General features: G+C 68.7%; 24 protein-coding genes. 9 read left to right on the top strand and 15 right to left on the bottom strand.

Going from position 1 to position 22,179, the window contains the following annotated elements; genetic code table 11:
- Positions 1 to 50 precede the first annotated feature (50 nt).
- The gene (locus tag AC1RB9_RS01140; RefSeq protein WP_003162024.1) at positions 51 to 1,541 is read right to left on the bottom strand and encodes an aldehyde dehydrogenase; all 1,491 of its coding nucleotides are present in this window, start codon (positions 1,539 to 1,541) and stop codon (positions 51 to 53) included.
- 350 nt (positions 1,542 to 1,891) lie between these two features.
- Here AC1RB9_RS01140 and AC1RB9_RS01135 point away from each other — a divergent pair, with 350 nt between their 5' ends.
- The 3 genes from AC1RB9_RS01135 to AC1RB9_RS01125 all read left to right on the top strand — a co-directional run bounded on the left by AC1RB9_RS01135 (position 1,892) and on the right by AC1RB9_RS01125 (position 4,567).
- The gene (locus tag AC1RB9_RS01135) at positions 1,892 to 2,812 is read left to right on the top strand and encodes a LysR substrate-binding domain-containing protein (protein WP_003162023.1); all 921 of its coding nucleotides are present in this window, start codon (positions 1,892 to 1,894) and stop codon (positions 2,810 to 2,812) included.
- Positions 2,813 to 3,003: 191 nt separating this feature from the next.
- Positions 3,004 to 3,450 (top strand): hypothetical protein, encoded by a 447-nt coding sequence (locus AC1RB9_RS01130; protein ID WP_003459061.1) that lies wholly within the window; start codon positions 3,004 to 3,006, stop codon positions 3,448 to 3,450.
- 187 nt (positions 3,451 to 3,637) lie between these two features.
- On the top strand, positions 3,638 to 4,567 hold the full coding sequence (locus tag AC1RB9_RS01125; RefSeq protein WP_003084019.1) for a LysR family transcriptional regulator: 930 nt from the start codon (positions 3,638 to 3,640) through the stop codon (positions 4,565 to 4,567).
- An 84-nt stretch (positions 4,568 to 4,651) separates the two neighbouring features.
- On the opposite strand, the gene madM is transcribed toward AC1RB9_RS01125, so the two are convergent.
- The 10 genes from madM to AC1RB9_RS01075 all read right to left on the bottom strand — a co-directional run bounded on the left by madM (position 4,652) and on the right by AC1RB9_RS01075 (position 13,039).
- Positions 4,652 to 5,416 carry a malonate transporter subunit MadM gene (gene madM, locus AC1RB9_RS01120; RefSeq protein ID WP_003084016.1) on the bottom strand — a complete coding sequence of 255 codons (765 nt, stop codon included), beginning with the start codon at positions 5,414 to 5,416 and terminating at the stop codon, positions 4,652 to 4,654.
- A 5-nt stretch (positions 5,417 to 5,421) separates the two neighbouring features.
- Positions 5,422 to 5,826, bottom strand: coding sequence for a malonate transporter subunit MadL (gene madL / locus AC1RB9_RS01115; protein ID WP_003112671.1), 405 nt, complete (start codon positions 5,824 to 5,826; stop codon positions 5,422 to 5,424).
- 56 nt (positions 5,827 to 5,882) lie between these two features.
- Positions 5,883 to 6,815 (bottom strand): malonate decarboxylase subunit epsilon, encoded by a 933-nt coding sequence (gene mdcH, locus AC1RB9_RS01110; RefSeq protein WP_003112670.1) that lies wholly within the window; start codon positions 6,813 to 6,815, stop codon positions 5,883 to 5,885.
- Positions 6,812 to 7,504, bottom strand: a complete 693-nt coding sequence (locus AC1RB9_RS01105) for a malonate decarboxylase holo-ACP synthase (RefSeq protein WP_003118606.1) — start codon at positions 7,502 to 7,504, stop codon at positions 6,812 to 6,814. The genes mdcH and AC1RB9_RS01105 overlap by 4 nt, the downstream gene beginning before the upstream one ends.
- Positions 7,505 to 7,519: 15 nt before the next feature.
- On the bottom strand, positions 7,520 to 8,326 hold the full coding sequence (mdcE, locus tag AC1RB9_RS01100; protein ID WP_003112668.1) for a biotin-independent malonate decarboxylase subunit gamma: 807 nt from the start codon (positions 8,324 to 8,326) through the stop codon (positions 7,520 to 7,522).
- The gene (locus AC1RB9_RS01095; protein ID WP_003161986.1) at positions 8,323 to 9,186 is read right to left on the bottom strand and encodes a biotin-independent malonate decarboxylase subunit beta; all 864 of its coding nucleotides are present in this window, start codon (positions 9,184 to 9,186) and stop codon (positions 8,323 to 8,325) included. The genes mdcE and AC1RB9_RS01095 overlap by 4 nt, the downstream gene beginning before the upstream one ends.
- Entirely contained in the window at positions 9,179 to 9,478 is a 300-nt protein-coding gene (locus tag AC1RB9_RS01090; protein WP_003161987.1) for a malonate decarboxylase subunit delta, read from the bottom strand. The genes AC1RB9_RS01095 and AC1RB9_RS01090 overlap by 8 nt, the downstream gene beginning before the upstream one ends.
- Position 9,479: 1 nt before the next feature.
- Positions 9,480 to 10,361, bottom strand: coding sequence for a triphosphoribosyl-dephospho-CoA synthase (locus tag AC1RB9_RS01085; protein ID WP_003117235.1), 882 nt, complete (start codon positions 10,359 to 10,361; stop codon positions 9,480 to 9,482).
- Entirely contained in the window at positions 10,361 to 12,025 is a 1,665-nt protein-coding gene (gene mdcA / locus AC1RB9_RS01080) for a malonate decarboxylase subunit alpha (RefSeq protein WP_003145070.1), read from the bottom strand. Before mdcA ends, AC1RB9_RS01085 begins: the two co-directional genes overlap by 1 nt.
- A 120-nt stretch (positions 12,026 to 12,145) precedes the next feature.
- On the bottom strand, positions 12,146 to 13,039 hold the full coding sequence (locus AC1RB9_RS01075; RefSeq protein WP_003106182.1) for a LysR substrate-binding domain-containing protein: 894 nt from the start codon (positions 13,037 to 13,039) through the stop codon (positions 12,146 to 12,148).
- A gap of 230 nt (positions 13,040 to 13,269) precedes the next feature.
- Between AC1RB9_RS01075 and AC1RB9_RS01070 the strand changes: the two genes are divergently transcribed.
- The 5 genes from AC1RB9_RS01070 to AC1RB9_RS01050 all read left to right on the top strand — a co-directional run bounded on the left by AC1RB9_RS01070 (position 13,270) and on the right by AC1RB9_RS01050 (position 18,714).
- A complete protein-coding gene (locus AC1RB9_RS01070; RefSeq protein WP_003106181.1) occupies positions 13,270 to 14,382 on the top strand; it encodes an ABC transporter ATP-binding protein in 1,113 nt (370 codons plus the stop codon).
- Positions 14,383 to 14,407: 25 nt separating this feature from the next.
- Complete coding sequence (locus AC1RB9_RS01065; RefSeq protein ID WP_003106180.1) at positions 14,408 to 15,328, top strand: ABC transporter permease; 921 nt, start codon at positions 14,408 to 14,410, stop codon at positions 15,326 to 15,328.
- Positions 15,325 to 16,134 carry an ABC transporter permease gene (locus AC1RB9_RS01060; RefSeq protein WP_003106179.1) on the top strand — a complete coding sequence of 270 codons (810 nt, stop codon included), beginning with the start codon at positions 15,325 to 15,327 and terminating at the stop codon, positions 16,132 to 16,134. The genes AC1RB9_RS01065 and AC1RB9_RS01060 overlap by 4 nt, the downstream gene beginning before the upstream one ends.
- Before the next feature lie 22 nt (positions 16,135 to 16,156).
- Complete coding sequence (locus AC1RB9_RS01055; RefSeq protein WP_003106178.1) at positions 16,157 to 17,191, top strand: ABC transporter substrate-binding protein; 1,035 nt, start codon at positions 16,157 to 16,159, stop codon at positions 17,189 to 17,191.
- A 65-nt stretch (positions 17,192 to 17,256) separates the two neighbouring features.
- On the top strand, positions 17,257 to 18,714 hold the full coding sequence (locus AC1RB9_RS01050; RefSeq protein WP_003112664.1) for an amidase: 1,458 nt from the start codon (positions 17,257 to 17,259) through the stop codon (positions 18,712 to 18,714).
- Positions 18,715 to 18,721: 7 nt separating this feature from the next.
- Here AC1RB9_RS01050 and AC1RB9_RS01045 read toward each other — a convergent pair whose 3' ends face one another.
- On the bottom strand, positions 18,722 to 19,303 hold the full coding sequence (locus AC1RB9_RS01045; RefSeq protein WP_003106176.1) for an alpha/beta hydrolase: 582 nt from the start codon (positions 19,301 to 19,303) through the stop codon (positions 18,722 to 18,724).
- Between the two features lie 215 nt (positions 19,304 to 19,518).
- Between AC1RB9_RS01045 and AC1RB9_RS01040 the strand changes: the two genes are divergently transcribed.
- On the top strand, positions 19,519 to 19,731 hold the full coding sequence (locus tag AC1RB9_RS01040) for a DUF3079 domain-containing protein (protein WP_003111981.1): 213 nt from the start codon (positions 19,519 to 19,521) through the stop codon (positions 19,729 to 19,731).
- 180 nt (positions 19,732 to 19,911) lie between these two features.
- Here AC1RB9_RS01040 and AC1RB9_RS01035 read toward each other — a convergent pair whose 3' ends face one another.
- The 3 genes from AC1RB9_RS01035 to AC1RB9_RS01025 are packed head-to-tail and all read right to left on the bottom strand — an operon-like array spanning position 19,912 to position 21,875.
- Entirely contained in the window at positions 19,912 to 20,313 is a 402-nt protein-coding gene (locus tag AC1RB9_RS01035) for an ExbD/TolR family protein (protein ID WP_003106175.1), read from the bottom strand.
- A gap of 1 nt (position 20,314) precedes the next feature.
- Complete coding sequence (locus AC1RB9_RS01030) at positions 20,315 to 21,034, bottom strand: MotA/TolQ/ExbB proton channel family protein (protein WP_003083979.1); 720 nt, start codon at positions 21,032 to 21,034, stop codon at positions 20,315 to 20,317.
- Positions 21,035 to 21,062: 28 nt separating this feature from the next.
- A complete protein-coding gene (locus AC1RB9_RS01025) occupies positions 21,063 to 21,875 on the bottom strand; it encodes an energy transducer TonB (protein ID WP_033942459.1) in 813 nt (270 codons plus the stop codon).
- Positions 21,876 to 22,179 lie beyond the last annotated feature (304 nt).

Below are 22,179 nucleotides of genomic sequence, written 5' to 3'. Positions count from 1 at the left end.
TCCTCTTGTTGTCGTTATCGGCATCGAGTTGTGTCGCGTCCGTCGCGTCTTCAGCGCAACTGGAACCAGGTCGTCTTCAACTGGGTGTACTTGTCGAAGGAATGCAGCGACAGGTCGCGACCGAAGCCGGACTGCTTGCCGCCGCCGAAAGGCACCGCGACGTCCAGCGCGTCCACGGTATTCACCGACACCGTTCCGGCATTCAAGCGCCGCGCCACCCGGTGTGCACGGTGCAGGTCGTCGCTCCACAGCGAGGCGGCGAGGCCGTAGCGGCTGTCGTTGGCCAGGCGTATGGCCTCGTCCTCGGAGTCGAAGGCGCTGATCGCCAGCACCGGACCGAAGATTTCCTCGCGGGCCAGCTGCATGTCCGGGCGTACGTCGCCGAACAGGGTCGGTTCGATGAAGTTGTCCGAACCGTTGATCGTCAACTGGCGGCCACCGCCGAGCATGGTCGCGCCCTCGCCTTGCGCCCGCTCGATGGCGGCGAGAATCCCGGCGGTCTGCCGGCGGTCGACGATGGCGCCGGCGCGGCTGGCCGGGTCCAGCGGATCGCCCGGCTGCCAGTCGCGGGCCTTGGCCAGCAGGCGCTCGACGAACTCGTCGTGGATCGAACGCTCCACCAGCAAGCGCGAGTTCGCCGAACAGACCTCGCCCTGGTTGAAGAAAATGCCGAAGGCGGCCTTTTCCGCCGCCAGGTCAAGATCGCGGCAATCGGCGAACACCAGGTTCGGACTCTTGCCGCCGCACTCCAGCCAGACCTGCTTGAGGTTGGATTGCGCGGAATACTGCATGAAGTACTTGCCGACCTCGGTGGAGCCGGTGAACACCAGTGCGTCCACCTCCGGGTGCAGGCCGAGGGCCTTGCCGGCCTGCTCGCCGAGGCCCGGCACCACGTTCAGCACGCCTTCCGGCACCCCCGCCTCCAGGGCCAGCTCGGCCAGGCGCAGGGCGGAGAACGGCGACTGCTCGGCCGGCTTGAGCACCACCGAGTTGCCGGCGGCCAGGGCCGGGGCGAGCTTCCAGGCGGCCATGTCGAGCGGGAAGTTCCACGGCACCACCGCGCCGATCACCCCCAGCGGCACGCGGGTAATGGTGGCCAGGGTCTGCTGGGCGGTCGGCGCGACCTGGTCGTAGAGCTTGTCGAGGCTTTCCGCATACCAGGCGAAGACGTGGGCGGCGCCGGGTACATCGATGTTCCAGGCGTCCATCACCGGCTTGCCCATGTTCAGCGAGTCGAGCAGCGCCAGCTCTTCGCGATGGGCCAGCATCAGCTCGGCCAGGCGCAGCAGCACGCGCTTGCGCTCGACCGGGGCGAGACGCGCCCAGGGGCCTTCGTCGAAGGCGCGGCGGGCGGCGGCCACTGCCGCGTCGACGTCGGCCGCATCGCAGGCCGCGACCCGCGCCAGCAGGCGATTGCTCGCCGGATCGATGGCGTCGAAGGTAGCGCCGCTGGCGGCTGGACGCTGGCGGCCGCCGATCAGGGCCTGGTCGATGAAGCGCTGTGTCGCGGCGCGCCGTTGCCAATCGCTGAGTTCGAACACCCCACCTTCTCCTTGTTATCTCGCCGGTCTGCGCCGGTCGTGGTTCTGCACGCATGGCCCGGACCGCCGGGAGGCGGACCGCTGTCCATGGGGTCGATGGGGAAGGATGGTCGCGCAAGCCGCGGCGAAGGAAAATTATTAAAAATGTCCTCGGGACATAAGAAAAAGCTGGCCAGGCGTGCCCCGGCAAAGTGCGTCGTGCTGGGTTATCGTGCAGGCGGGCAATCGTCGTCGCGGCCAGCGCCGCGACGCTCGGCAGCGGCCTGCAACTTGCTTGCAGCGCGGCGGACACAACAATCGAGGCGCGCACGCCCGGCCCGGGGAGGATGATGCGCCGATGAGGTCTTGCAGTGGCGTCCTATACCTTGCGGCAACTCAAGTATTTCGTGACCACCGTGGAATGCGGCAGCGTGGCCGAGGCCTCGCGCAAGCTGTACATCGCCCAGCCGTCGATCTCCACGGCGGTGAAGGGTCTGGAGGAAAGCTTCGGCGTGCAGCTGTTCATCCGCCACCACGCCCAGGGCGTGTCGCTGACCCCCGCCGGCGCGCGCTTCTACCGCAAGGCGCAGGAACTGCTGCGGATGGCCCACGAGTTCGAGCAGAACGCCCTGGCCGACAACGACGTGATCGCCGGGCAGATCGACATCGGCTGCTTCGAGACGGTCGCCCCGCTCTACCTGCCGGGCCTGATCGCCGGCTTTCGCCAGGCCTATCCGGGGGTGGAGATCCGCATACGCGACGGCGAGCAGCAGGAACTGGTGCAAGGCCTCACCTCCGGGCGCTTCGACCTGGCCTTCCTCTACGAGCACGACCTCGACTCGACCATCGAGACCGAGCCGCTGATGCCGCCGCAACGACCCCACGCGCTGCTCCCCGAAGGGCACCGCTTCGCCGGGCAGGCGCAAGTGTCGCTGCGCGACCTGTGCCTGGAACCGATGATCCTGCTCGACGTGCAGCCCAGCCGCACCTATTTCGTCAGCCTGTTCGAGGAACTCGGCCTGACGCCGAACATCGCCTTCAGCTCGCCGTCCATCGAGATGGTGCGCGGCATGGTCGGCCAGGGCTTCGGCTTCTCCCTGCTGGTCACCCGCCCGCATTCGGAATGCACCTACGACGGCAAGAAGGTGGTCATGGTCGACCTCGCCGAGCCGGTGTCCACCTCCGGGCTCGCCGCCGCCTGGCTGAAACGCGCGCAACTGACCAAGCCGGCACGATTGTTCGTCGACTACTGCCGGGAGCGACTGGGCAAGCTTGCCGAGCGCCGGCACTGACCCTCAGCTTTCCGACATTCCAAGAGGAACTTTCTTTCTGACAAAGACGAATCCGATGACTGTGGCAAAAAGCCTCCGTTGCTAGGGTGGCCGGCGCTCCGGACCACCCCGGTCCGGCAGTCCGGCAGCGCCCAGGGATCGATGGACATTCGGGCCTGCCGCCTCATCGATGAATCATCATGGAGAGTCAGATGAAGAAGTTCCTGTTGCCCGCCCTGCTGTTCGCCGCAGCCTCGCTGACCGGCTGCGCCAGCTACAACGTCAGCCAGCCCATCGCCCCGGTGGCCGGCGCGGTGAAAACCGACCTCAAGGCCGACGTCGCCGTCGGCGAGCCGATCAGCGGAGACTCCTCGGTCAATATCCTGTTCGGCTTCCTCAAGTTCGGCGGCGACAGCCAGTTCGCCGACGGCGTCACCTACGGCGCAGAAAGCGGCTCGGGCCTGAGCCTCGGCGCCTTCGACCCGGTGTCCTCGGCCAAGGCCGCCGCCGCGTTCAAGGCGGTGAAGAACTCCAATGCCGACCTGATCGTGGCGCCGCGCTACGAGGTTTCGGTGAACGACTACTTCCTGTTCAAGAAGGTCGACGTCAAGGTCACCGGCAGCAAGGGCTCCATCCGCTCCATCCGCTCCATCCGCTGAGTTCCGTTAGCCTATCGGCGGCTCAGGCTGCCGAAGCGAGATTCCATCCGGTCAGTGCAACTCCGCCTTCCCCAAGGCGTTTCCAGGCCGTCATGCTCCGCCACGCGCTAGGACATGACGGCCCTTTTTACCCCTCCCGCGCCGCCTCAGGCACAATCCCCCGACGCCACCGGCCAGGGGAACGCGGATGCTGATCGACGAAGAAATCACCCTCAAGAAGCTGGAAACCTTCCTCGCCTTCATGCGCACCGGCAACCTGGCGCGCGCGGCGGCGGAACTGGGCACCAGCAACGTCAGCGTGCACCGCGCCATCCACTCGCTGGAAAGCGCCCTGCGCTGCCCGCTGTTCAAGCACGAGGGACGCAACCTGACCCCGCTGGAAAGCGCCTACGTGCTCGAGGAGCGCGCGCAGAAGCTGGTCCAGGAGGTACTCGACACGGTGCGCCTGACCCGCGAGGCGGCCGGCTTCTCCGCCGAGCGTTTCAAGCTCGGCGCGCTCTATTCGCTGACGGTGAAGACCGTGCCGCAACTGATCATGGGCCTCAAGCTGCGACGCAGCGCGCTGAACATCGACCTGATCCTCGGCTCCAACGTCGATCTGTTCTACCAGCTGAAGAACATGGAGCTGGACGCCATCCTGGTGTCGCTCAACGACAGCGTCAGCGATCCCGACTGCGAGCACCTGCCGCTGTTCTCCGATGACATCTTCCTCGCCGTGCCGGTGGACTCGCCCTACGCCAGGCTCGCCGAGATCGATCTCAGCACCCTGCGCGACACGCCCTTCGTCACGCTCACCCAGGGCTTCGCCACCCATCAGGACGGCACCCGGGTGTTCCAGCAGGCCGGCTTCGAACCGCAGATCGCCATGCAGGTGAACGACATCTTCACCCTCCTCAGCATGGTCAGCTCGGGGGTCGGCCATGCGCTGCTGCCCAAACGCATCGAGGCGGTCTACGAGAACCGCGTGCGGCTGATCCCGCTGCAACCGCGCTATCGCCTGCAGCAGCACATCGGCGTGGTGTTCCTCAAGGCCAAGGAGCGCGACCCGAACCTGCTGGCGTTGCTCGCGGAGTGCCGGATGTACAGCCTGCGCCTGGAGCAGGAGGCGGCGGGATAGCGGACGGAAGTCCACATTACCGCTGGCCCGCTGACCTCTCCCCAACCCTCGCCCTTCAGGGAGAGGGTGCCCGGACGAGCCCGCTCACCCAACCAGGCCGCGCACGCTGAAATACAGCAGCGACGGCCCCAGCAGGCAACCGATGGCGGTATAGAACGCCGCGGTCAGGCAACCGTAGGGCACCAGCTTCGGGTCGGTGGCGGCGAGGCCGCCGGCGACGCCGCTGGAGGTGCCCATGAGACCACCGAAGATCACCGCCGTACGTGGATTGTTCAGGCCGATGTAGGGCGCGACGAAAGGCGTCAGGACCATCACCAGGATCGCCTTCACCAACCCGGCGGCGATGCTCAGCGCCATCACCTCGGAGCTGGCCCCCAGGGCGGCGCCGGTCACCGGTCCGACGATGTAGGTGACCGCACCGGCGCCGATGGTGGTCAGGCTGACCGCATCGGTGTAGCCGAACGCCATGGCCACCGCGACCCCGGCGACGAACGACGAACCGACCCCGAGGAACAGCGACACCACCCCGGAAACCCCTGCCCGACGCAGTTCCTCGACATTCACCCCGAAGGCCGTGGCGACGATGGCGAAGTCGCGCAGCATGGCGCCACCCAGCAGGCCGATACCGGACATCAGGGGCACGTCCACCAATCCTTTCTGCCCGCCGGTGGCGACGCCGCCGACGTAGGACAGCACCAGGCCGAGGAAGATCGCGATCGCCGAGCCGTGCAGGCGCCCGCGGGTGAGGCGCGCCGACAACCAGTAGGACACCGCCATGGTCACGCCGATGATGGCGAAGCCGCTGATCAGGCCGTAGCCATTGATGACTTTGTTCAGGGACTCGAACATGGCGCTCACCCCTGCACGCTGGTGCGCGGTTTCAATGGCCGGGCGCCTTCGGCTTTCTTCCGGCCGAAGCGGTCGAGCAGCGGGACCAGGGCGAAGGCCACGGCGACCGCGGCGATGCCGGCGAGGATAGCGGCCGGCCCGCCGCTCAGCGCGCCGAGGACATTCTGCTGGGCGGCCATGGCGACCACGATGGGAATGTAGACCGCGCTCCAGAACTCCACGCCCTGCTCGGTCTTCGCCGAGAGCAGGCCACGCTTGCCCAGGTAGCTGCCGACGAAGATCAGCAGCAGCATGGCGATGCCGACGCCACCGACGTTGGCCGGCACGCCGAGCAGCACGCCAAGGATCTCGCCGATGAACAGCCCGGCGAGGGTACACAGAGACAGCAGTGCGACACCGTAGATAATCATTATTGTTGTCCTCGGTTGCGGATCGATGTTGTTGTTTTTATGCCTCGAACGAACGCTTATCGGGTTCTCTTTTCCTCCTCGCGCAACAGCGCGTCCAGGGTATCCGCCCGGGAGCCTTCGAAGGCCGGCGTGGCGCAGCCGAACAGAGGCCGCGCCAGACCGCTGAGGACCCGTCCCGGCGGCAGCTCGAGATGCAGGCGGGCACCGCGCTCGTAGGCGCTGCGCAATGTCGCCAGCCACTCGACGCGGCGCGCCATGTTGCCGGCGAGATCGTCGGCCAGCGCGGCCGGTTCGGCGACCAGGCGCGCCCGGCTGCTGCTCAGGTAGGGCACGCGCGGCCGATGCAGGCGGATGCCGGCGAAGGCTTCGGCCAGGCGCGCGGCCGGTTCGTCGAGCAGCGCACAGTGCGACGGTACGCTCACCGCCAGGCGCTTCGCCGCGCTGGCGCCGGCGGCACGGGCGCGTTCGGCGAGGGCGGCCAGAGCCGCTTCGCTGCCGGCCACCACCAGTTGCCGCTCGGCGTTGACGTTGGCCAGGTAGAGCGGCGGGTGCTCGCGCCGCACCGCCAGGATCAGCGCTTCCAGTTGCGCCTGTTCGAGACCGAGGATGGCGCTCATCCCGTAGCCCTCGGGCCAGGCGGCCTGCATCAGTTCGCCACGCAGCGCCACCAGACGCAGCGCGTCGTCGAAGTCCAGCGCGCCGGCTACCACCGCCGCCGGATAGGCGCCGATGGACAGCCCGGCGACCAGCCCCGGCCGATGCCCGCGCGTCTCCAGCAGGCGGCTGGCGGCGACCCCGGCGATCAGCAGGCACAACTGCACCGCGCGGGTGCCGCGCAAGGCCTCGGCGCTCTCCAGTTCGGCCGGCGCCTGGCCGAGACAGTCCGCCGCCTGCTCCAGGCAGGCGCGCACCGGCGGTTCGTCGGGCAAGGCCGCGAGCATGCCGGGACGTTGGGCGCCCTGGCCGGGATAGGCGAACAGCACGCTCATGCCTCGACCTCCGCGATCCGCCAGGGGTCTTCCAGCAACAGCGGCGCCTCGCTGCCTTTCGCCAGCACCCGGGGCCGACCCTCGGCCCATTCGCGCAGGGCCACGCCGCCCGCCGGGGTCTGCAGTTGCAGGTCGATCCGGCAGGGACACTGCTCGAAGCACTGCAGCAGGCGCAGCGCGTCATCGCGCGGGAACGGGCGCGGGGTGCGCAGCAGCAGGTCGAGGTCGCTGTCCGGATGCAGCACGGCGACCCCGCTGGCCAGCTCGAAACCGGCGCCGCCGGTCACGCCCCAGGCCAGTCCCAGCGCGTTCAGCGGCGCACGCAGGTCGCGCAAGGCACGCCAGGCCGGCAGATCGCGCAGCATCGCCGGCTCGCGCTGGCCCAGCGCTTCCGGGCGCAAGCGCCGGGTGATTGCCGCCAACGGCATCCAGCCGGCCCAGCGCTGCTCCCGCGCCAGGCCGCGCACGCCGATGGCCACCCGCGCAGGATCTGCCGGCGCACGGCGCACCACCACCGGCCAGCCGGCCTTCAGTGCCGCGCAGACCCAGGCCGGAGCATTCTCCGGCAAATGCGCCGGCGCCATGCCCAGGAGCAAGTCATGGGGTTCCGGCCCTGCCCTGCGACGCATCGGATCAGGAGCGAGCCGTCGCCGGCTGGAGCCCCGCTGTGAGCTGTTCGCGATGACCACGGCTCGCTCCTGAATTCACCACTGCTCGCGCAGCAGCCGGCGCACCCGCGCCGACGCCTCGCGGTTGGCCGCGCCGAGGCGGCCGCCGAGGTCGCGCGGGCCGCCGAGGATATCGGCCAGGGCCTCGCCCAGGCAGGTGCGGACCCGCACCAGGTCCGCCGTCGACGGCACCTCGACGGTCTCCACCGGAAGGGTCCTCCAGAGCAGGCCGAGCGACGCGTAGCTGTCGATGTCGTAGGCCATCGGCGGCACCTTCGCCGCCAACGCCTCCAGTTCCTCGACGCTGCGCAGGGTGATCCGCGCGGCGGCGGCCTTGCCCATGGCGTGGACCATCACCCCCGGATCGTGCAAGGCGATCAGGCGGTTGGCCTGGTAGCCGTGGGCGAGGAACGCGCCGGACATCGCCTTGCCCACCAGCAGGCCGATCAGCGGATGCCCGGCGAGTCGGGCGCGGGCGTAGGCATCCACCGCCCCGGCCAGCGCCTGGTGGATACCCAGGGCCTCCTCGCGGCGGCCGTAGGCCTGGCTCGGCACGTCGACGATGGCCAGCAGCGCGCGCTTGCGTGGCGCCTCGCGGTCGGCCTCCAGCGCCTCGTCGACGGCGGCGGCCAGGCCCCAGCCCTCGAGCAGCCCGACCTCGCCCTGGCGAGCGCGCGGGAACGGATTGTCGGGATCGGGCACGACGGCCAGGAAACGCACCGGGTAGCCGTCCAGCTCGGCATCGGCGACGCGCAACGAAGCAGGATCGCCGGGACGCGGCGCGAGGCTACCGGCCAGCGCCTGGAACCAGGCCAGGCCACGGGAAGCGAACGGTTGGCTCATGTTGCATCTCCTTGGCCCAGCCCCTGGTACAGCCAGCGCACGCCGGCGGCATCCGGTTGCTCGGCGGTATCGAGGTCGCCCAGCCGCCGCAGGTAATCCTCGGCGCGGCGGCAGCGCGGCCGTGCCGGCAGGCCCTTGGCGAAATACGCGAGTACCGAGGTGCGTACCTCATCGAGGTCGTCGGCCAGGTAGGCGTCGGCGAGACCGCTGGCGAAGCGCTGCTCGCCGCCGGTGAGGCTCCAGATGAACGGCCGGTCGCGCGAGTCGTATTCAGCGATGCCGGCCTCCTGTTCGATCACCTGCGGACCGTTCAAGCCGAGGCGCGCCTCGCGGGTCACCAGCACGTAGCTGCACAGCCCGGCGGCGATGGACATGCCGCCGAAGCAGCCGACCGGTCCGGCGATCACCGCCACCACCGGCTGGTAGCGCTGCAGATCGACGATGGCCGCCTGGATCTCGGCGATCGCCGCCAGTCCGAGGTTGGCTTCCTGCAGGCGCACGCCACCGGTTTCCAGCAACAGCAGGGCCCGGGTCGGAACGCCGTTGCGATTGTCCTCGGCGGCCAGCTCCAGCGCGCCGGCAATCTTCGCTCCGCTGACTTCGCCAAGGCTGCCGCCCTGGAAAGCACCTTCGATGGCGGCGAGCACCGCCGGCTGGCCGTCGAGGAGGCCACGGGCGACCACTACCCCATCGTCGGCCTGGGGCACGATGCCCTGTCGTTCCAGCCAGGGCGACTGCACGCCGGCGAAGGGATCGAGCAACTCGCGGAAGCTGCCCGCGTCAAGCAGGGCGCGGGCGCGTTGGCGCGCTCCCAGTTCGGTGAAGCTGCGCAGCGCCAGCAGGCGGGCGACGTCAGTCATGGCCAGCCTCCTCCAGTGCCTGCTCCAGGCGCAGGCGGATCACCCCGGGAGTGGCGCCGAAATCGTGGATGCGGATCGACGCGGCCGGCGCCGTGGACGCCGCGAAGACCCGCGCGAAGAGTTGTTGCCAGCGCGGGCCGCTGCCGTTTACCGAGGTCACCACCTGGATGCTCAGCGCGCCTCCGGCGGCCGGCTCGAGCAGCACCTCCAGGTCGCCGGAGCCGACACAGCCGGCCAGGGCGCGACCGCGCGCCGGAGCGCCGGCGGGAAATTCGAAGGTCAGGGTTTCCATCTCAGAGACTCCCAGCCCACCCACCGGACACGGCGGGCAGGCGATCGAGGAAAAGACAGGCGGCCAGCAGGTCGGCGGCGCCGCCGGGCGAAGCGTTCAGCGCCAGCAGGCGGCGGTCCAGCTCGCACAGGCGGCGACGACCGGCGAGACTGGCGCTGCCGCCGGCGGCGAGCACCGCGCGGGCGCCATCCTGCATCGCGGCGAGGCCGACGCGGCCGGCGCGGTGCAGCACGCAGGTATCGTCGAGGACGCTCATGATCGCCAGCAGCGCATCGAGCCTGGCGTTCTGCTCGCCAGCGCCGCCTTCGCGGCTGCGCCATAGCTGCGGCAGGCCGTGGCGCACTGCGCGGGGGAAGCCGAGACGCGCCTCCTCGCGGGCGCCGCCGACGCCGTAGCGCCGACGGACGCGCTCGCCGTGGCTGTCGCCGATGGCGGCCGCCGGATCGTCGAGCAGGGCGATGCGTCCTGCGCGCGCGGCCACTTCGCCGGCCTGCGTGCGGCGCGGTTCGAGAGCGGCGGCCGCGACCAGCAGGCCGAGCGCCCAGATCGCTCCGCGATGGGTGTTCACGCCTTCGGTGGTACGCAGCATCGCCGCCTCGCCGTCGCGCCCCAGTTGGCCAAGGACGCCGCGCAGGCGCGCATCGATGCGCCCATGCCGCTGGGCGGCGTCGGCCATTTCCTTGAAACACGGCCACAGGCTCAGCGCCGAGGCCTGCATCAGGCCCAGGTGCAGGTCGGCATGCGCGCCATTGCCGCGGCGGTCCACCAGGGCCGGCTTGGGCGACAGTTCGGCTTCGTCGATGAGGGCGTCCACCGCCAGGTCGGCCAGGCATTCGCCGAGGTCGGCGCACGGCGTCGCCGCGAGGTTCGCGATGGCGTTCATCACCAGCTCCTGAAACGCGCCGGCGGCTGGTACAGCCCGCCGGACCACTCGACCAGCTCGGCGATGCTCTTCGCCGCCAGCAGCTCGCGCGAGGCGTCGGTGCGGCGGATGCCGAGGTCCTCGGGCAGCGCGATCAGCCCTTCGCGGCGCATCCGCTGGGTCTCGCGCGGATCGTGGCGCAGGCCGATCGGACTGATCCCCGCCACCGCCGCGATCATCGCCTGGCGTTCCTCCAGGGAGCGCGCCTTGTACAGGTAGGCGATGCCTTCCTCGGTGAGCACATGGGTGACGTCGTCGCCATAGATCATCACCGGCGCCAGCGGCATGCCGGTCTGGCGCGCCACCTCCAGCGCGTCGAGGCGCTCGACGAAGGTCGGCTTGCCGCCGTCCTGGAAGGTCTCGACCATCTGCACCACCAGCTTCCTGCCGCGCTCCAGCAAGGCCTCGGGTTCGCCCCGCATGTCCAGCCAGGCCGGCGTCGAGTGGCGCCGGCCGCGCGGGTCGTGGCCCATGTTCGGGGCGCCGCCGAAGCCGGCCAGGCGTCCGCGGGTGACGGTGGAGGAATGGCCGTCGCCGTCGACCTGGAGGGTAGCGCCGATGAACAGGTCGACGGCGTATTGTCCTGCCAGTTGGCAGAACATCCGATTGGAACGCAGCGAGCCGTCGCGACCGGTGAAGAACACGTCGGGACGCTGGGCGATGTAGCCCTCCATGCCCAGCTCGGTGCCGAAGCAGTGCACGCTCTCGACCCAGCCGCTCTCGATGGCGGGGATAAGGGTCGGGTGCGGGTTGAGGGTCCAGTGTCGGCAGATCTTGCCCTTCAGGCCGAGGGACTCGCCGTAGGTCGGCAGGATCAGCTCGATGGCCGCAGTGTTGAAACCGATGCCGTGGTTCAGCGACTGCACGTTGTGCCGCTGGTAGATGCCGCGGATCGCCATCATCGCCATCAGCACGTGGACCGGCTTGATGTGGCGCGGGTCGCGGGTGAACAGCGGCTCGATGTAGAACGGCTGGTCGGCCTCGACCACGAAGTCCACCCAGGACGCCGGGATATCCACTCGCGGCAGGTCGCGCGGGTCGTCGACGATACGGTTGACCTGGACGATGACGATGCCGTCGCTGAACGCGGTGGGCTCCACCAGCGCCGGGGTGTCTTCGGTGCTCGGCCCGGTGTACACGTTGCCTTCGCGGTCGGCGACGAAACCGGCGACCAGTGCGACGTTGGGGATCAGGTCGACCACCAGCCGCGCGTACAGCTCGATGTAGGTGTGGATCGCGCCGATCTCCAGCAGGCCGTCTTCGAGCAACTGGCCGATGCGCAAGCTCTGCGGGCCGGAGAAGGAGAAGTCGAGCTTGCGCGCGATGCCCAGTTCGAACAGGTCGAGATGCTCCGGGCGGCCGACGCTGGGCATGATCATGTGCAGGTCGTGCAGCTTGCCGGGATCGACCCGCGCCAGCGAACGGGAGAGGAAATCCGCCTGCTTCTGGTTGTTGCCTTCCAGCACCACCCGATCGCCCGGCGCGATCAGCGCCTCCAGCGCGGCGACCAGGCGTTCGCGCGGCAGCACCGCGCCGTCGGCCAGGCCGCGCACGCGCTCGAGGCGCCGCTGCTTTTCCTGGCGGCGCCGCGACCACTGCGGCGGGGGAGAGATCGGTGTCGTCATGTCGGCTCCAGGTTTCACGCTGTCGTGAGGAGCCACGTTAGGCAGGCCGCCAGGCCTGTTCAATCAAGCAGCCGCCATGATCGTTACGCTTGGGTTAACGATGCAGCGCTGGCGCTGCGTTCAGGACGTCACGGCGTCCGGAAACTCTTCGCGCAGGGCCTCGCCCAGCCAGCCGATGAACCACTCGACGTCCGCCGAGGGCGTGCCGGGCGGGGTCAGCACCTGGTAGCACTCCAGTGCCGCCTCGGCGGCCAGGGGCCGCACCAGAGCGCCGCTGCGCAGTTCCTGGCGGACCAGCACCTCGTTGGCCAGGGCGATGCCGAGACCCTCCTCGGCCCGCGCCAGGGCATGGTCGTTGCTCAGGTAGAGCACCGCCGGACGGACCTCGACGTCGACCCCGATGGCGGAGAACCAGAGGTTCCACCACTCGCCGTCGTCGACATGGATGAGCTTGTGCGCGACCAGTTGCTCCGCCGACTCCAGCGGCCCGGCGGCGGCCAGGTAGGCCGGCGAACACACCGGGAACACCTTGGGCCGGATCAGCAGCGCGCGCGGGTTGGCGTACTGGCCCGGCAGGCCATAGACGATACCGAGGTCGGCGCTGCGCTCCTCCACGTGGTCGAAGGTGGGATTGGGTTCGAGGGCGATCTTCAGCCCCGGCCGCTGTGCGCAGAGGGTTTCCAGGCGCGACGTCAGCCAGCGCCGGGAGAACGCCGGCACCGCCATGATCCGCAGCCAGCGCGCGCCACTGAGCTGGCCGCCGGCCTCGGCGATCTGCTGCAACGCGGTGGACACCGCGGCGTAGTACTGCCGCCCGGCCGGGGTCAACAGCACGCCACGCGAAGTACGTTCGAACAGACGCGCGCCGAGCCAGTCTTCCAGCAGCCGGACATGCCGGCCGACCGCCGGCTGGGTTACGTGCAGGGCTTTCGCCGCCGCCACGTAGCTACCCAGGCGGGCGGCGGCCTCGAAGGCGCGCACAGCGTTCAACGGGGGCAAACGGGGGATCGACATGGGCCTTGCGAACCTCGCTAGATGTTAATTTTTTTAACACCTTATATAAGAAAATTGAGCTTTCGACAGCCGCCCCTTTTCCGCATCATCCGCTCCAGCCATCGGCGACCACAAGCCGGCGCTACCCTTCCGCCACCTCGCGGAAGCCTACTTTCCAGCCCTGCCATAAGAACAACAACCATCGTCGCGCCGCATTGCGGCACGCACGAAGGGGAATCGGAGGTAAGTCCATGAGTGCCCTGCATTCGCTGCGTACCCATGCAGTGTCCATCCGCGCGGTACGCAAGGTGTACGGCGATCCCGAGAGCGGCCCAGTGGCACTGAAGCGCGTCGACCTGGATATCCGCGACAATGAGTTCTTCACCCTCCTCGGCCCGTCTGGCTGCGGCAAGACCACCCTGCTGCGGATGATCGCCGGCTTCGAGTTTCCCACGGAGGGCGAGATCCTCCTCTACGGCGAGAACATCGCCGCGCGACCGCCCTTCGAGCGCCCGGTGAACACCGTGTTCCAGCACTATGCGCTGTTCCCGCACATGAGCATCGCCGAGAACCTCGCCTTCGGCCTCGAATCGCGCCCACTGGGACGCAGCCTGGGCAAGGCGGAGATCGCCGAGCGGGTCCGCGAGATGCTCGCCCTGGTGCAGATGGAACGTTTCGCCGATCGCCGTCCCGGGCAGCTTTCAGGAGGCCAGCAGCAACGCGTGGCACTGGCCCGTGCGCTGGCGCCGCAACCGCGGGTGCTGCTGCTCGACGAACCGCTCTCGGCCCTCGACCTGAAGCTGCGCCAGGCGATGCGCGAGGAACTCAAGGCGATCCAAGCGAAGACCGGGATCACCTTCATTTTCGTCACCCACGACCAGGAGGAGGCGCTGACCATGTCCGATCGCATCGCCGTGCTCTCCGAGGGCCAGGTGCAACAGGTCGGACCGCCGGAAGAGATCTACGAGCGCCCCGGCAACCGCTTTGTCGCCGACTTCATTGGCGAGACCAATTTCATCGAAGCCGAGCTGCTCCAGCGCGACGGCCCGCTGGCGCTGTACCGCGGTCCCGGCGGTGAAGCGTTCGAGGCCGCCGCGCGCGACGGCCTGGCAGCCGGAGCCCGGGTCTGCCTGTCGATCCGCCCGGAACGCCTGGACCTGCTGGCGGCCAACACCGGCGGCGGCCTGCCCTGCACGGTGGAAAGCCAGGTCTACCTCGGCACCGACCTGCAATACCGGGTGCGCCTGGCCGACGGCAGCCTGCTGACGGTGCGCACACCGAACGGCACGGCACGGCGCTTCGCCACCGGCGAAGCTGCCTGCCTGGCCGTGGCCAAAGACAGCGCCAGCGTCCTGCTGGATTGATCCCCTTCGGCAACGGACCCCAGCCATGCATCCGATCCCTTCCCCCGGCGCAGCCTTGCAGCGTCGCCAGGCCCTGCGCAGCTTCCTCGGCGTCACTCCGGCGCTGGTCGCCATCGGCCTGTTCCTGGTGTTGCCCATCCTCATCGTCGCCGCCTATTCGCTGATGGAGGCCAACCCCTATGGCGGGGTCGACCGGGCCTTCAGCGGCGAGGCGTACGTATCCCTGCTCTTCGAACGGCAGATGGACGACAGCCTGGCCTTCGCCGACTCCTACCTGACAATCGCCCTGCGCTCGCTCGGCATCGCCGCGCTGACCACCCTCATCACCCTGTCGCTCGGCTTCCCGGTGGCGGTCTGGCTGGCCATGCAGCCGCCGCGTCGGCGCGGCCTGCTGATCTTCCTGATCACCGTGCCGTTCTGGGCCAACCTGCTGATCCGCACCTACGCCTGGATTCTCCTGCTGCGCGGCAGCGGAGTGATCAACAACGGCCTGCTCGGCCTCGGCCTGGTCGACCACCCGTTGCCGCTGCTCTACAGCGACGGCGCGGTGCTGCTCGGCCTGGTCTACACCTACGCGCCCTTCGTGGTACTGCCGATCTACGCGACCCTGGAGAAAATGGACATGCGCCTGCTGGAAGCCGCCCAGGACCTCTACGCCGGCCGCCTGCGCACGCTACGCAAGGTGGTCCTGCCGACCGCCCGGCCGGGCATCCTGGCCGGCGCCATCCTGACCTTCGTGCCCTGCCTGGGCGCGATGATCGCCCCGGAACTGCTTGGCGGCGGCACCCGCATGATGCTTGGCAACCTGATTTTCCGGCAGTTCGCCGACGCCCGGAACTGGCCGTTCGGCGCCGCCCTGTCGCTGGTGCTGATGGCCGCGGTGATGCTGATCCTGACCGTCTACGCCTGGCGCGCCGAACGTCTCGCACGGGGGATGGGCCGATGATCGCGCGCCTGTGGAAAGGCAGCCGCCATAACGTCCAGGACTTCCCCGGCTTCGGTGCCTTCAGCTTGTTGTTCTACCTGTACCTGTACGCGCCGATCCTGGTGCTGGTGGTGTACTCCTTCAACGCCAACCAGTCGGCCACCGTCTGGACCGGCTTCAGCCTCGACTGGTACCGCGCCGCCTTCGCCAACCAGGCGCTGCGCCAGGCCGCCGGCAACAGCCTGCTGATCGCCGTGTGCGCCAGCGCCGCGGCCACCGCGATCGCCACCCTGGCCGCCCTCGGCACCTCGCGTGGGGCGAAGTTCAGGGGCCTGCGCCTGTCGATGGGAGCGATCATGCTGCCCCTGGTGCTGCCGGAAATCGTGGTCGGGGTCGCCACCCTGGCGCTGTTTTCCACCGTCGGGCTGTCTCTCGGCTACGGCAACCTGATCATCGCCCACACGGTGTTCTGCATCCCGTTCGCCTACCTGCCGATCCGTGCCCGCCTGGATGACATGGACCTTTCCCTGGAGCAGGCCGCCGCCGACCTCTACGCCGGTCCGTGGCGGACCCTGCGCAAGGTGACGCTGCCGCTGCTGGCGCCGGGCATCTTCTCCGGCCTGATGCTCGCCTTCATCGTCTCGCTGGACAACTTCGTGATCTCGATGATGGTCTCGCAGGCCGGCACCACCACCCTGCCGATCTTCATCTTCGGACTGCTGCGGATGGGCGTCACGCCCGACGTCAACGCCGTGTCGACGTTGATCCTCGGCGTCTCCGTGATCTTCGTCAGCCTTTCCTACCTGCTCGGCAAGCCACGCGCCTGAGCCCTACGTCGGAGAAATCCCCATGCATCAACGGATCGCAAGCATCGGCCTCGGCCTCACCCTGGCCCTGGGCGGCAGCGCCCAGGCCGCCGGGCAACTCAACGTAGTCAGCTGGAGCGGCTACTTCTCGCCGCAGTTGCTGGAGAAATTCGAGAAGGAAAGCGGCATCCGCGTCACGGTGGACTCCTATGACTCCAACGAAACCCTGCTGGCCAAGCTCAAGCAGGGCGGCGCCGGCTACGACGTGGCGATTCCTTCGCAGCAGTTCGTTCCGATCCTGGTCAAGGAAGCATTGCTCGAGCGCTTCGACCCGGCCGCCGAGCCGTACTACGCCAACCTGCTCGACAACCTGAAGAAGCCCGCCTGGGACCCGGAGGGCGCCTACAGCGTGCCCTTCATCTGGGGCACCACCAGCGTGGTGCTGGATGGCGCGCGCTACGCCGGCCCGGCCGACAGCTACGCGGTGCTCTACCAGCCGCCGGAAGAACTGCGCGGTCGGATCAACATGTTCGACTCGGTGAGCGAGGTGGTCGACATGGCCAGCCTGTACCTGGGCATCCCGCTCTGTAGCGCGGACCCGAAGCAGATGCAGCGCGTCCTCGAACTGCTCAAGGCGCAGAAACCCTTCGTCAAGACCTACAGCTCCAAGGCCGGCTCGATCCGCGAGAACCTCGCCGCAGGCGAGGTGGACATGTCGATGTTCTGGGGCGGCTCGTCGATGCGTGCGCGCGAACTCAAGCCGAGCCTGAAGTACCTGTATCCGAAGGAAGGCGTGCTGGCCTGGGTGGACAACCTGGTAATCCCGCGCGGCAGCCGCAACCCGGACAACGCGCGGCGCTTCATCGCCTTCCTCGCTCAGCCGGAGAACGCCGCGCTGACCCAGAACTTCCTCAAGCACCAGAGCCCGGTGAAGGGCGTCGAGCCCTACCTCGACGCCAGTCTCAAGGACGCCCCGGAGCTGCACGTCCCCGCCGGTACCCGCGTGGTGTTCAGCCAGACCTGCGGCGAAGACGCGATCCGCCTCGCCGACCGCCTGTGGACCAACCTGATGCGCTGAGCGCAGCGCCGTTTCGCGCCCCTGGCATAGGGGCGCCCCTTCTCGACTGCCAAGGCCCAACCCCGATGAAGCCCAACCCTCCGATCAACGAGCTGGTCCTGCTCCAGGCCCACCAGCTTGCCGAACGCATCCGCCTGCGCCAGGTGTCCTGCCGCGAGGTGATGCAGGCCTACCTGGCGCATATCGAGCGCTTCAACCCACGGGTCAACGCCCTGGTCAGCCTGCTGCCGGCGGAACGCCTGCTGGAAGAGGCGGACGCGCGCGACGGCGAACTCGCCCGTGGCGAATGGCGTGGCTGGATGCACGGTCTGCCACATGCCATCAAGGACCTGTCGCTGACCCGCGGCATCCGCACCACCCTCGGCTCGCCGCTGTACCGCGACTACATTCCCGAGCGCGACGGGATCATGGTGGAGCGGATCAGGGCCGCCGGCGCGATCCTCATCGGCAAGACCAACACCCCCGAGTTCGGCCTCGGCTCGCAGACCTACAACCCACTGTTCGGCGCCACCGCCTGCGCCTACGACGAACGCCTCAGCGCCGGCGGCAGCAGCGGCGGAGCCGCCGCTGCCCTCGCGCTGCACCTGGTACCGGTGGCCGACGGCAGCGACATGATGGGCTCGCTGCGCAACCCGGCGGCCTTCAACAACGTCATCGGCTTCCGCCCTTCCCAAGGCCGCGTACCGTTCGACGACAGCGCCGACCTGTTCTTCGACCAGCTCGGCTACGAAGGCCCGATGGGCCGCAGCGTGCGCGACACCGCCCTGCTGCTCTCGGTGCAGGCCGGCGCCGATCGCCGCGCGCCGCTATCCATCGCCGAACCCGGCGCGCGGTTCGCCGCACCGCTGGAGCGCGATTTCGAAGGCACCCGGCTGGGCTGGCTGGGCGACCTCGACGGCTACCTGCCTATGCAGGACGGCATCCTCCAAATGTGCCAGCGCGCGCTAGGCGATTTCCGCAGCCTCGGCTGCGAGATCGAAGAAGCGAACCTCGGCTTCGCCCCGGAGCGCCTCTGGGAATGCTGGCGCACCTTGCGCCACTGGCTGGTGGCCGGCTCGCTCGGCGGCGTGCATGCCGATCCGGCGAAGCGTGCCCTGCTGAAGCCGGAAGCGCTCTGGGAGGTGGAGAACGGGCTGCGCCTGGGCGCCGACGCGGTCTTTCGCGCGTCGGTCATCCGCAGCGACTGGTATCGCGCCATCGGCCGGCTGTTCGAGCGCTACGACTACCTGTTGCTGCCCAGCGCGCAGGTATTTCCCTTCGCCAAGGAAACCCCCTGGCCGCGCAGCATCGAAGGCGTGGCAATGGACACCTACCACCGCTGGATGGAAGTGGTGGTTCCCGGCAGCCTGTCCGGCTGCCCGGTGGCCAACGTGCAGGCGGGCTTCAATGCCGAGGGACTGCCGATGGGCCTGCAAATCATCGGTCCGCACCAGGCCGACTTCGCGGTACTGCAACTGGCCCACGCCTACGAGCGGGCCAGCCGCTGGTTCGAGCGCCAGCCGTCGCCGCTGCTGGCGAACTGAAGTGGCCTCAGGCGCGGCGACGAGCCTGGCTGTCGATCAGGTACTGCAAGCGGAACAGGTGACGGTAGCCGGCCTCCCAGGCGCCGTGGCCGGACTTCACGTTGATGTGCCCGGCCTCGGGCAGGATCACCGTCTCCGCGCCCCAGGCGCGGGCCAGGTGCATGGCGCGCTGCGGGCTGCAGGCCTGGTCGTTGTCGGAACCCACCAGCACGCTGGGGAACGGCAACGGCTCGCGGCTGATCGGCGCGAAGTTGCGCAGCGCCTCGGCGCAGCTCTCGCGCTCGACGTCGGCCGGCGCCACCAGCAGGGCGCCGCGTACCTGGTCGCGCACCCGGCGCTCGGCCTGGGCCGCCCACAGCGCCACTGTCACACAACCCAGGCTGTGCGCGATCAGCACCACCGGCCCGGGCTGGCGGCGGATCTCGGCGTCCAGCTCGGCGATCCAGTCGGCGCGCAGCGGGGTGATCCAGTCCTGTTGCTCGACCCGTGAGGCATTGGGCAGCGCGCGCTGCCAGTGACTTTGCCAATGGGCGTCTTCCGAGCCGTACCAACCGGGCACCAACACATAACGGACGCGTTCGCTGTGCATGGAGATCCCTCCAGAAAAATTCATCACCAGGGAAGTGTAAGGGCGTAGCCTTTTTTATCTAAGGAATAAAAAGCAATTTTAATATTCTATTAATACATATATGCCAATCGAGTTGATCCAGCGCAAGCCGAAGCCACTTTTCCGCGGCAACGCCTGGGCGGCGCAAGCCATCGGCGGTATACCTGAGCGCAGGCATCAGGTATCGGGACAGGATCATGGCCAAGAAATTTCCTCTCCATCCCAGCCATCCGGAGCGCATCTGCTGGGGTTGCGACCGCTATTGCTCGGCGGAATCTATGGGGTGCGGCAACGGCGCCAGCCGCACCCAGCATCCCAGCGAACTGTTCGGCGAGGACTGGGCCGGTGAATGGGAAGTCGAAGGAACGGAGGACGCCAAGGAGCAGGAGGCGCCGGCACGCCAGGCCTGAGCGCCCAGGCGTGGGACGTGCGAGCGCCGGACAGGGTGCGCGACGCATTCGCGAGCCCGGCCTCGGCGGACACGCCCGAGGAGCGTCCATGCGGAATAAAAAAGACCGCTCTCCCCTGCCCGGATCGGAGCGGTCGAAACCGTTGCCCGCCCGGCCTGCGCCGGACGGCGTGGATTCGCTTCAGCGTGCGGTGATCACCGCCAGCCTGGTGATCCCGGCGCGCTCGATGGAAGCCATGGCCTTCGCCACCTGGCCGTAGTTCACCCCTTCGTCGGCCTGCAACTGCACGCGGACCTCGGCGTCCTTCGCCTTGGCCGCGGCCAGGTTGCTCTCCAGCAGCTCCGGCTGGATCTCGTCCTTGTTGACGAACAGCTTGCCGGCGCCATCGATGCTCACCACCAGGGGATCCTTCTGCTCCGGCGGGGCCACCGATTCGGTCTTCGGCAGGTTGATCGGGATCGAGTTGGTCAGCAGCGGCGCGGTGACGATGAACACCACCAGCAGCACCAGCATCACGTCGACCAGCGGGGTGACGTTGATTTCGGAAAGGACTTCGTCGCTGTCCTGGGTCGAGAAGGCCATGTCAGGACGCCTCCTTCACGTTGCGCGAGGGGTTGCCGGCCTGGCGCGCGGCGGAGGGATGGACGATGACGCGGAACGCGCTCTTCTGCGCCAGGCTGTAGAAGTCGTGGGCGAAGTCGTCGAGGTCGGCGGCGGTCAGCTTCAGGCGCCGCAGGAAGTAGTTGTAGACCAGCACCGCCGGCACCGCGACGGCGATTCCCACGCCGGTGGCGATCAGCGCGCTGCCGATCGGCCCGGCCACGGTCTCCAGGCTCGCCGAGCCGGCCGCGCTGATCCCCTTGAGCGCCTCCATGATGCCCCAGACGGTGCCGAACAGACCGATGAAGGGCGAGGTCGAGCCGATCGAGGCGAGCACCGCCAGGCCCGACTCCAGGGAACGCCGCTCGCGCTGGATCTGCTGGCGCAGGGCGCGTTCGAGACGGTCCTGGTGGTTGATCGACTGGGCCAGGTCGGGCTGGCCGTTGTCCTGCACCTGGATCGCGGCGAAGCCGGCCTGGGCCACGCGGGCGCCGGCGCCCTGCTTGTCCTGCGCCTGCTCGCCGGCGGAGTCGAGGCTGGTGGCGCTCCAGAACTGCTTCTGGAACTGGCGGTCCTGGCGCTTCTGCCGGGCGAACTGCACGCCCTTGACCAGGGCCAGGCCCCAGGTGACCACGGAAAAGCCGACCAGCAGCCAGATGACGGCGCCTTCGACGGATTCGAGCGGGGTGGTTAACAGACTCATGACGGATGCTCCTCGTGACGCTGCAGATTCAGTTCAACTTGAAATCGATCGGTACGCTGACCCAGCCGTCCTCGGCCTTGTCGCCGCGCTTGGCGGGAACGAAGGACCAGCGCTTGACCGCTTTCACCGCGGCCTGGTCGAGGGCTTCGCGTCCGCTCGACTTCTGCACCTGGATCTCGCTCGGGCTGCCGCTGGCGAGGACATGCACCCGCAACAGCACGGTGCCCTCCCAGCCGCGGCGCATGGCCAGGGCGGGGTATTCCGGCGCCGGGTTGTGCAGGTAGCCGGCGTTCGCCGACGGCGGCGTCAGCGGCGCCGGGGCGGCGGCCGGCGCCGGCGGGGCGGGTGGCGCGGCGGGTTGCGGCGGCGCGGGCGGAGCCGGCTCGACGGCCTTCGGCGCCGGCTTGGGCCGGGGTTGCGGCTTGGGCTTGGGTTTCGGCTTTGGCACCGGCTTCGGCGGCGGCGGCTTCACCGCGTTCTCGTCGACCACCGGCGGTGGCGGTTCCTCGACCACCGGCGGCAACGGCTCGGGCGGCGGCGGTTCCACCACCGGCGGCGCCGAGGCGGTGAACTCGATGGTCATCGGCGGCACCTGTGGCGGCACCTCGGGCAGCGCCGGGGTTCTCTGCTGGCTCAGCCAATGGATCACCGCTCCGTGCAGGGTCAGGGCGAACAGGACCAGCAGGATCGTCTCGCGCCGGCTGAGCACCCGACCCTGTGCCGGGTTGTGGCGAACCAGGTGCAACGCCTGGCGAACCGGCCGACCGAGCGCCACCAGGTCGCCGCCGGACGTCTCGCGCCAGGGCTGCGTGCGGGCATCGACGGGCTGGGGTGTTGCCATGAAAAGCTCCTTGCACTGACGAACTCGATGGCCGCTCAGGTCCGTGCTGGAGTCCTAGCGGCGCAGGGAGTTGCATGATTGGCAAGGAGGCTTAGCGCCTGAAGTAATTATTTTTGTTATGGAAATAACTTCTGGAGCTATGGGTTTCGCCCCTGTCGCCACAGGCCGCGTGGTTGGCGGGCTACAGCGATCCGACGAAAAACCCATGCCTTGCGGGCATGAAAAATATTCCTGAAAGGCTGGTGTTTTCGCCGTTGGAAGCGGCGGAGAACGCTGCGCGGACAACCCGCGAAAACGAAAAACC

Source organism: Pseudomonas sp. 20-5 (assembly GCF_056782835.1).
Note: the sequence above shows the minus strand (reverse complement) of the source record. Positions and strands in the feature narration are given on the sequence as shown.

Coding starts and splice junctions, on each gene's coding strand:
- mdcA (WP_003145070.1), bottom strand. CDS start 12,025: ATGACGACACCGATCTCTCCCCCGCCGCAGTGGTCGCGGCGCCGCCAG.
- mdcH (WP_003112670.1), bottom strand. CDS start 6,815: ATGAGCGTGCTGTTCGCCTATCCCGGCCAGGGCGCCCAACGTCCCGGC.
- AC1RB9_RS01040 (WP_003111981.1), top strand. CDS start 19,519: ATGGCCAAGAAATTTCCTCTCCATCCCAGCCATCCGGAGCGCATCTGC.
- AC1RB9_RS01045 (WP_003106176.1), bottom strand. CDS start 19,303: ATGCACAGCGAACGCGTCCGTTATGTGTTGGTGCCCGGTTGGTACGGC.
- AC1RB9_RS01060 (WP_003106179.1), top strand. CDS start 15,325: ATGATCGCGCGCCTGTGGAAAGGCAGCCGCCATAACGTCCAGGACTTC.
- mdcE (WP_003112668.1), bottom strand. CDS start 8,326: ATGAGCCAACCGTTCGCTTCCCGTGGCCTGGCCTGGTTCCAGGCGCTG.
- AC1RB9_RS01055 (WP_003106178.1), top strand. CDS start 16,157: ATGCATCAACGGATCGCAAGCATCGGCCTCGGCCTCACCCTGGCCCTG.
- AC1RB9_RS01130 (WP_003459061.1), top strand. CDS start 3,004: ATGAAGAAGTTCCTGTTGCCCGCCCTGCTGTTCGCCGCAGCCTCGCTG.
- AC1RB9_RS01025 (WP_033942459.1), bottom strand. CDS start 21,875: ATGGCAACACCCCAGCCCGTCGATGCCCGCACGCAGCCCTGGCGCGAG.
- AC1RB9_RS01075 (WP_003106182.1), bottom strand. CDS start 13,039: ATGTCGATCCCCCGTTTGCCCCCGTTGAACGCTGTGCGCGCCTTCGAG.
- AC1RB9_RS01085 (WP_003117235.1), bottom strand. CDS start 10,361: ATGAACGCCATCGCGAACCTCGCGGCGACGCCGTGCGCCGACCTCGGC.
- madL (WP_003112671.1), bottom strand. CDS start 5,826: ATGATTATCTACGGTGTCGCACTGCTGTCTCTGTGTACCCTCGCCGGG.
- AC1RB9_RS01090 (WP_003161987.1), bottom strand. CDS start 9,478: ATGGAAACCCTGACCTTCGAATTTCCCGCCGGCGCTCCGGCGCGCGGT.
- AC1RB9_RS01125 (WP_003084019.1), top strand. CDS start 3,638: ATGCTGATCGACGAAGAAATCACCCTCAAGAAGCTGGAAACCTTCCTC.
- AC1RB9_RS01070 (WP_003106181.1), top strand. CDS start 13,270: ATGAGTGCCCTGCATTCGCTGCGTACCCATGCAGTGTCCATCCGCGCG.
- AC1RB9_RS01030 (WP_003083979.1), bottom strand. CDS start 21,034: ATGAGTCTGTTAACCACCCCGCTCGAATCCGTCGAAGGCGCCGTCATC.
- AC1RB9_RS01035 (WP_003106175.1), bottom strand. CDS start 20,313: ATGGCCTTCTCGACCCAGGACAGCGACGAAGTCCTTTCCGAAATCAAC.
- AC1RB9_RS01050 (WP_003112664.1), top strand. CDS start 17,257: ATGAAGCCCAACCCTCCGATCAACGAGCTGGTCCTGCTCCAGGCCCAC.
- AC1RB9_RS01095 (WP_003161986.1), bottom strand. CDS start 9,186: ATGACTGACGTCGCCCGCCTGCTGGCGCTGCGCAGCTTCACCGAACTG.
- madM (WP_003084016.1), bottom strand. CDS start 5,416: ATGTTCGAGTCCCTGAACAAAGTCATCAATGGCTACGGCCTGATCAGC.
- AC1RB9_RS01065 (WP_003106180.1), top strand. CDS start 14,408: ATGCATCCGATCCCTTCCCCCGGCGCAGCCTTGCAGCGTCGCCAGGCC.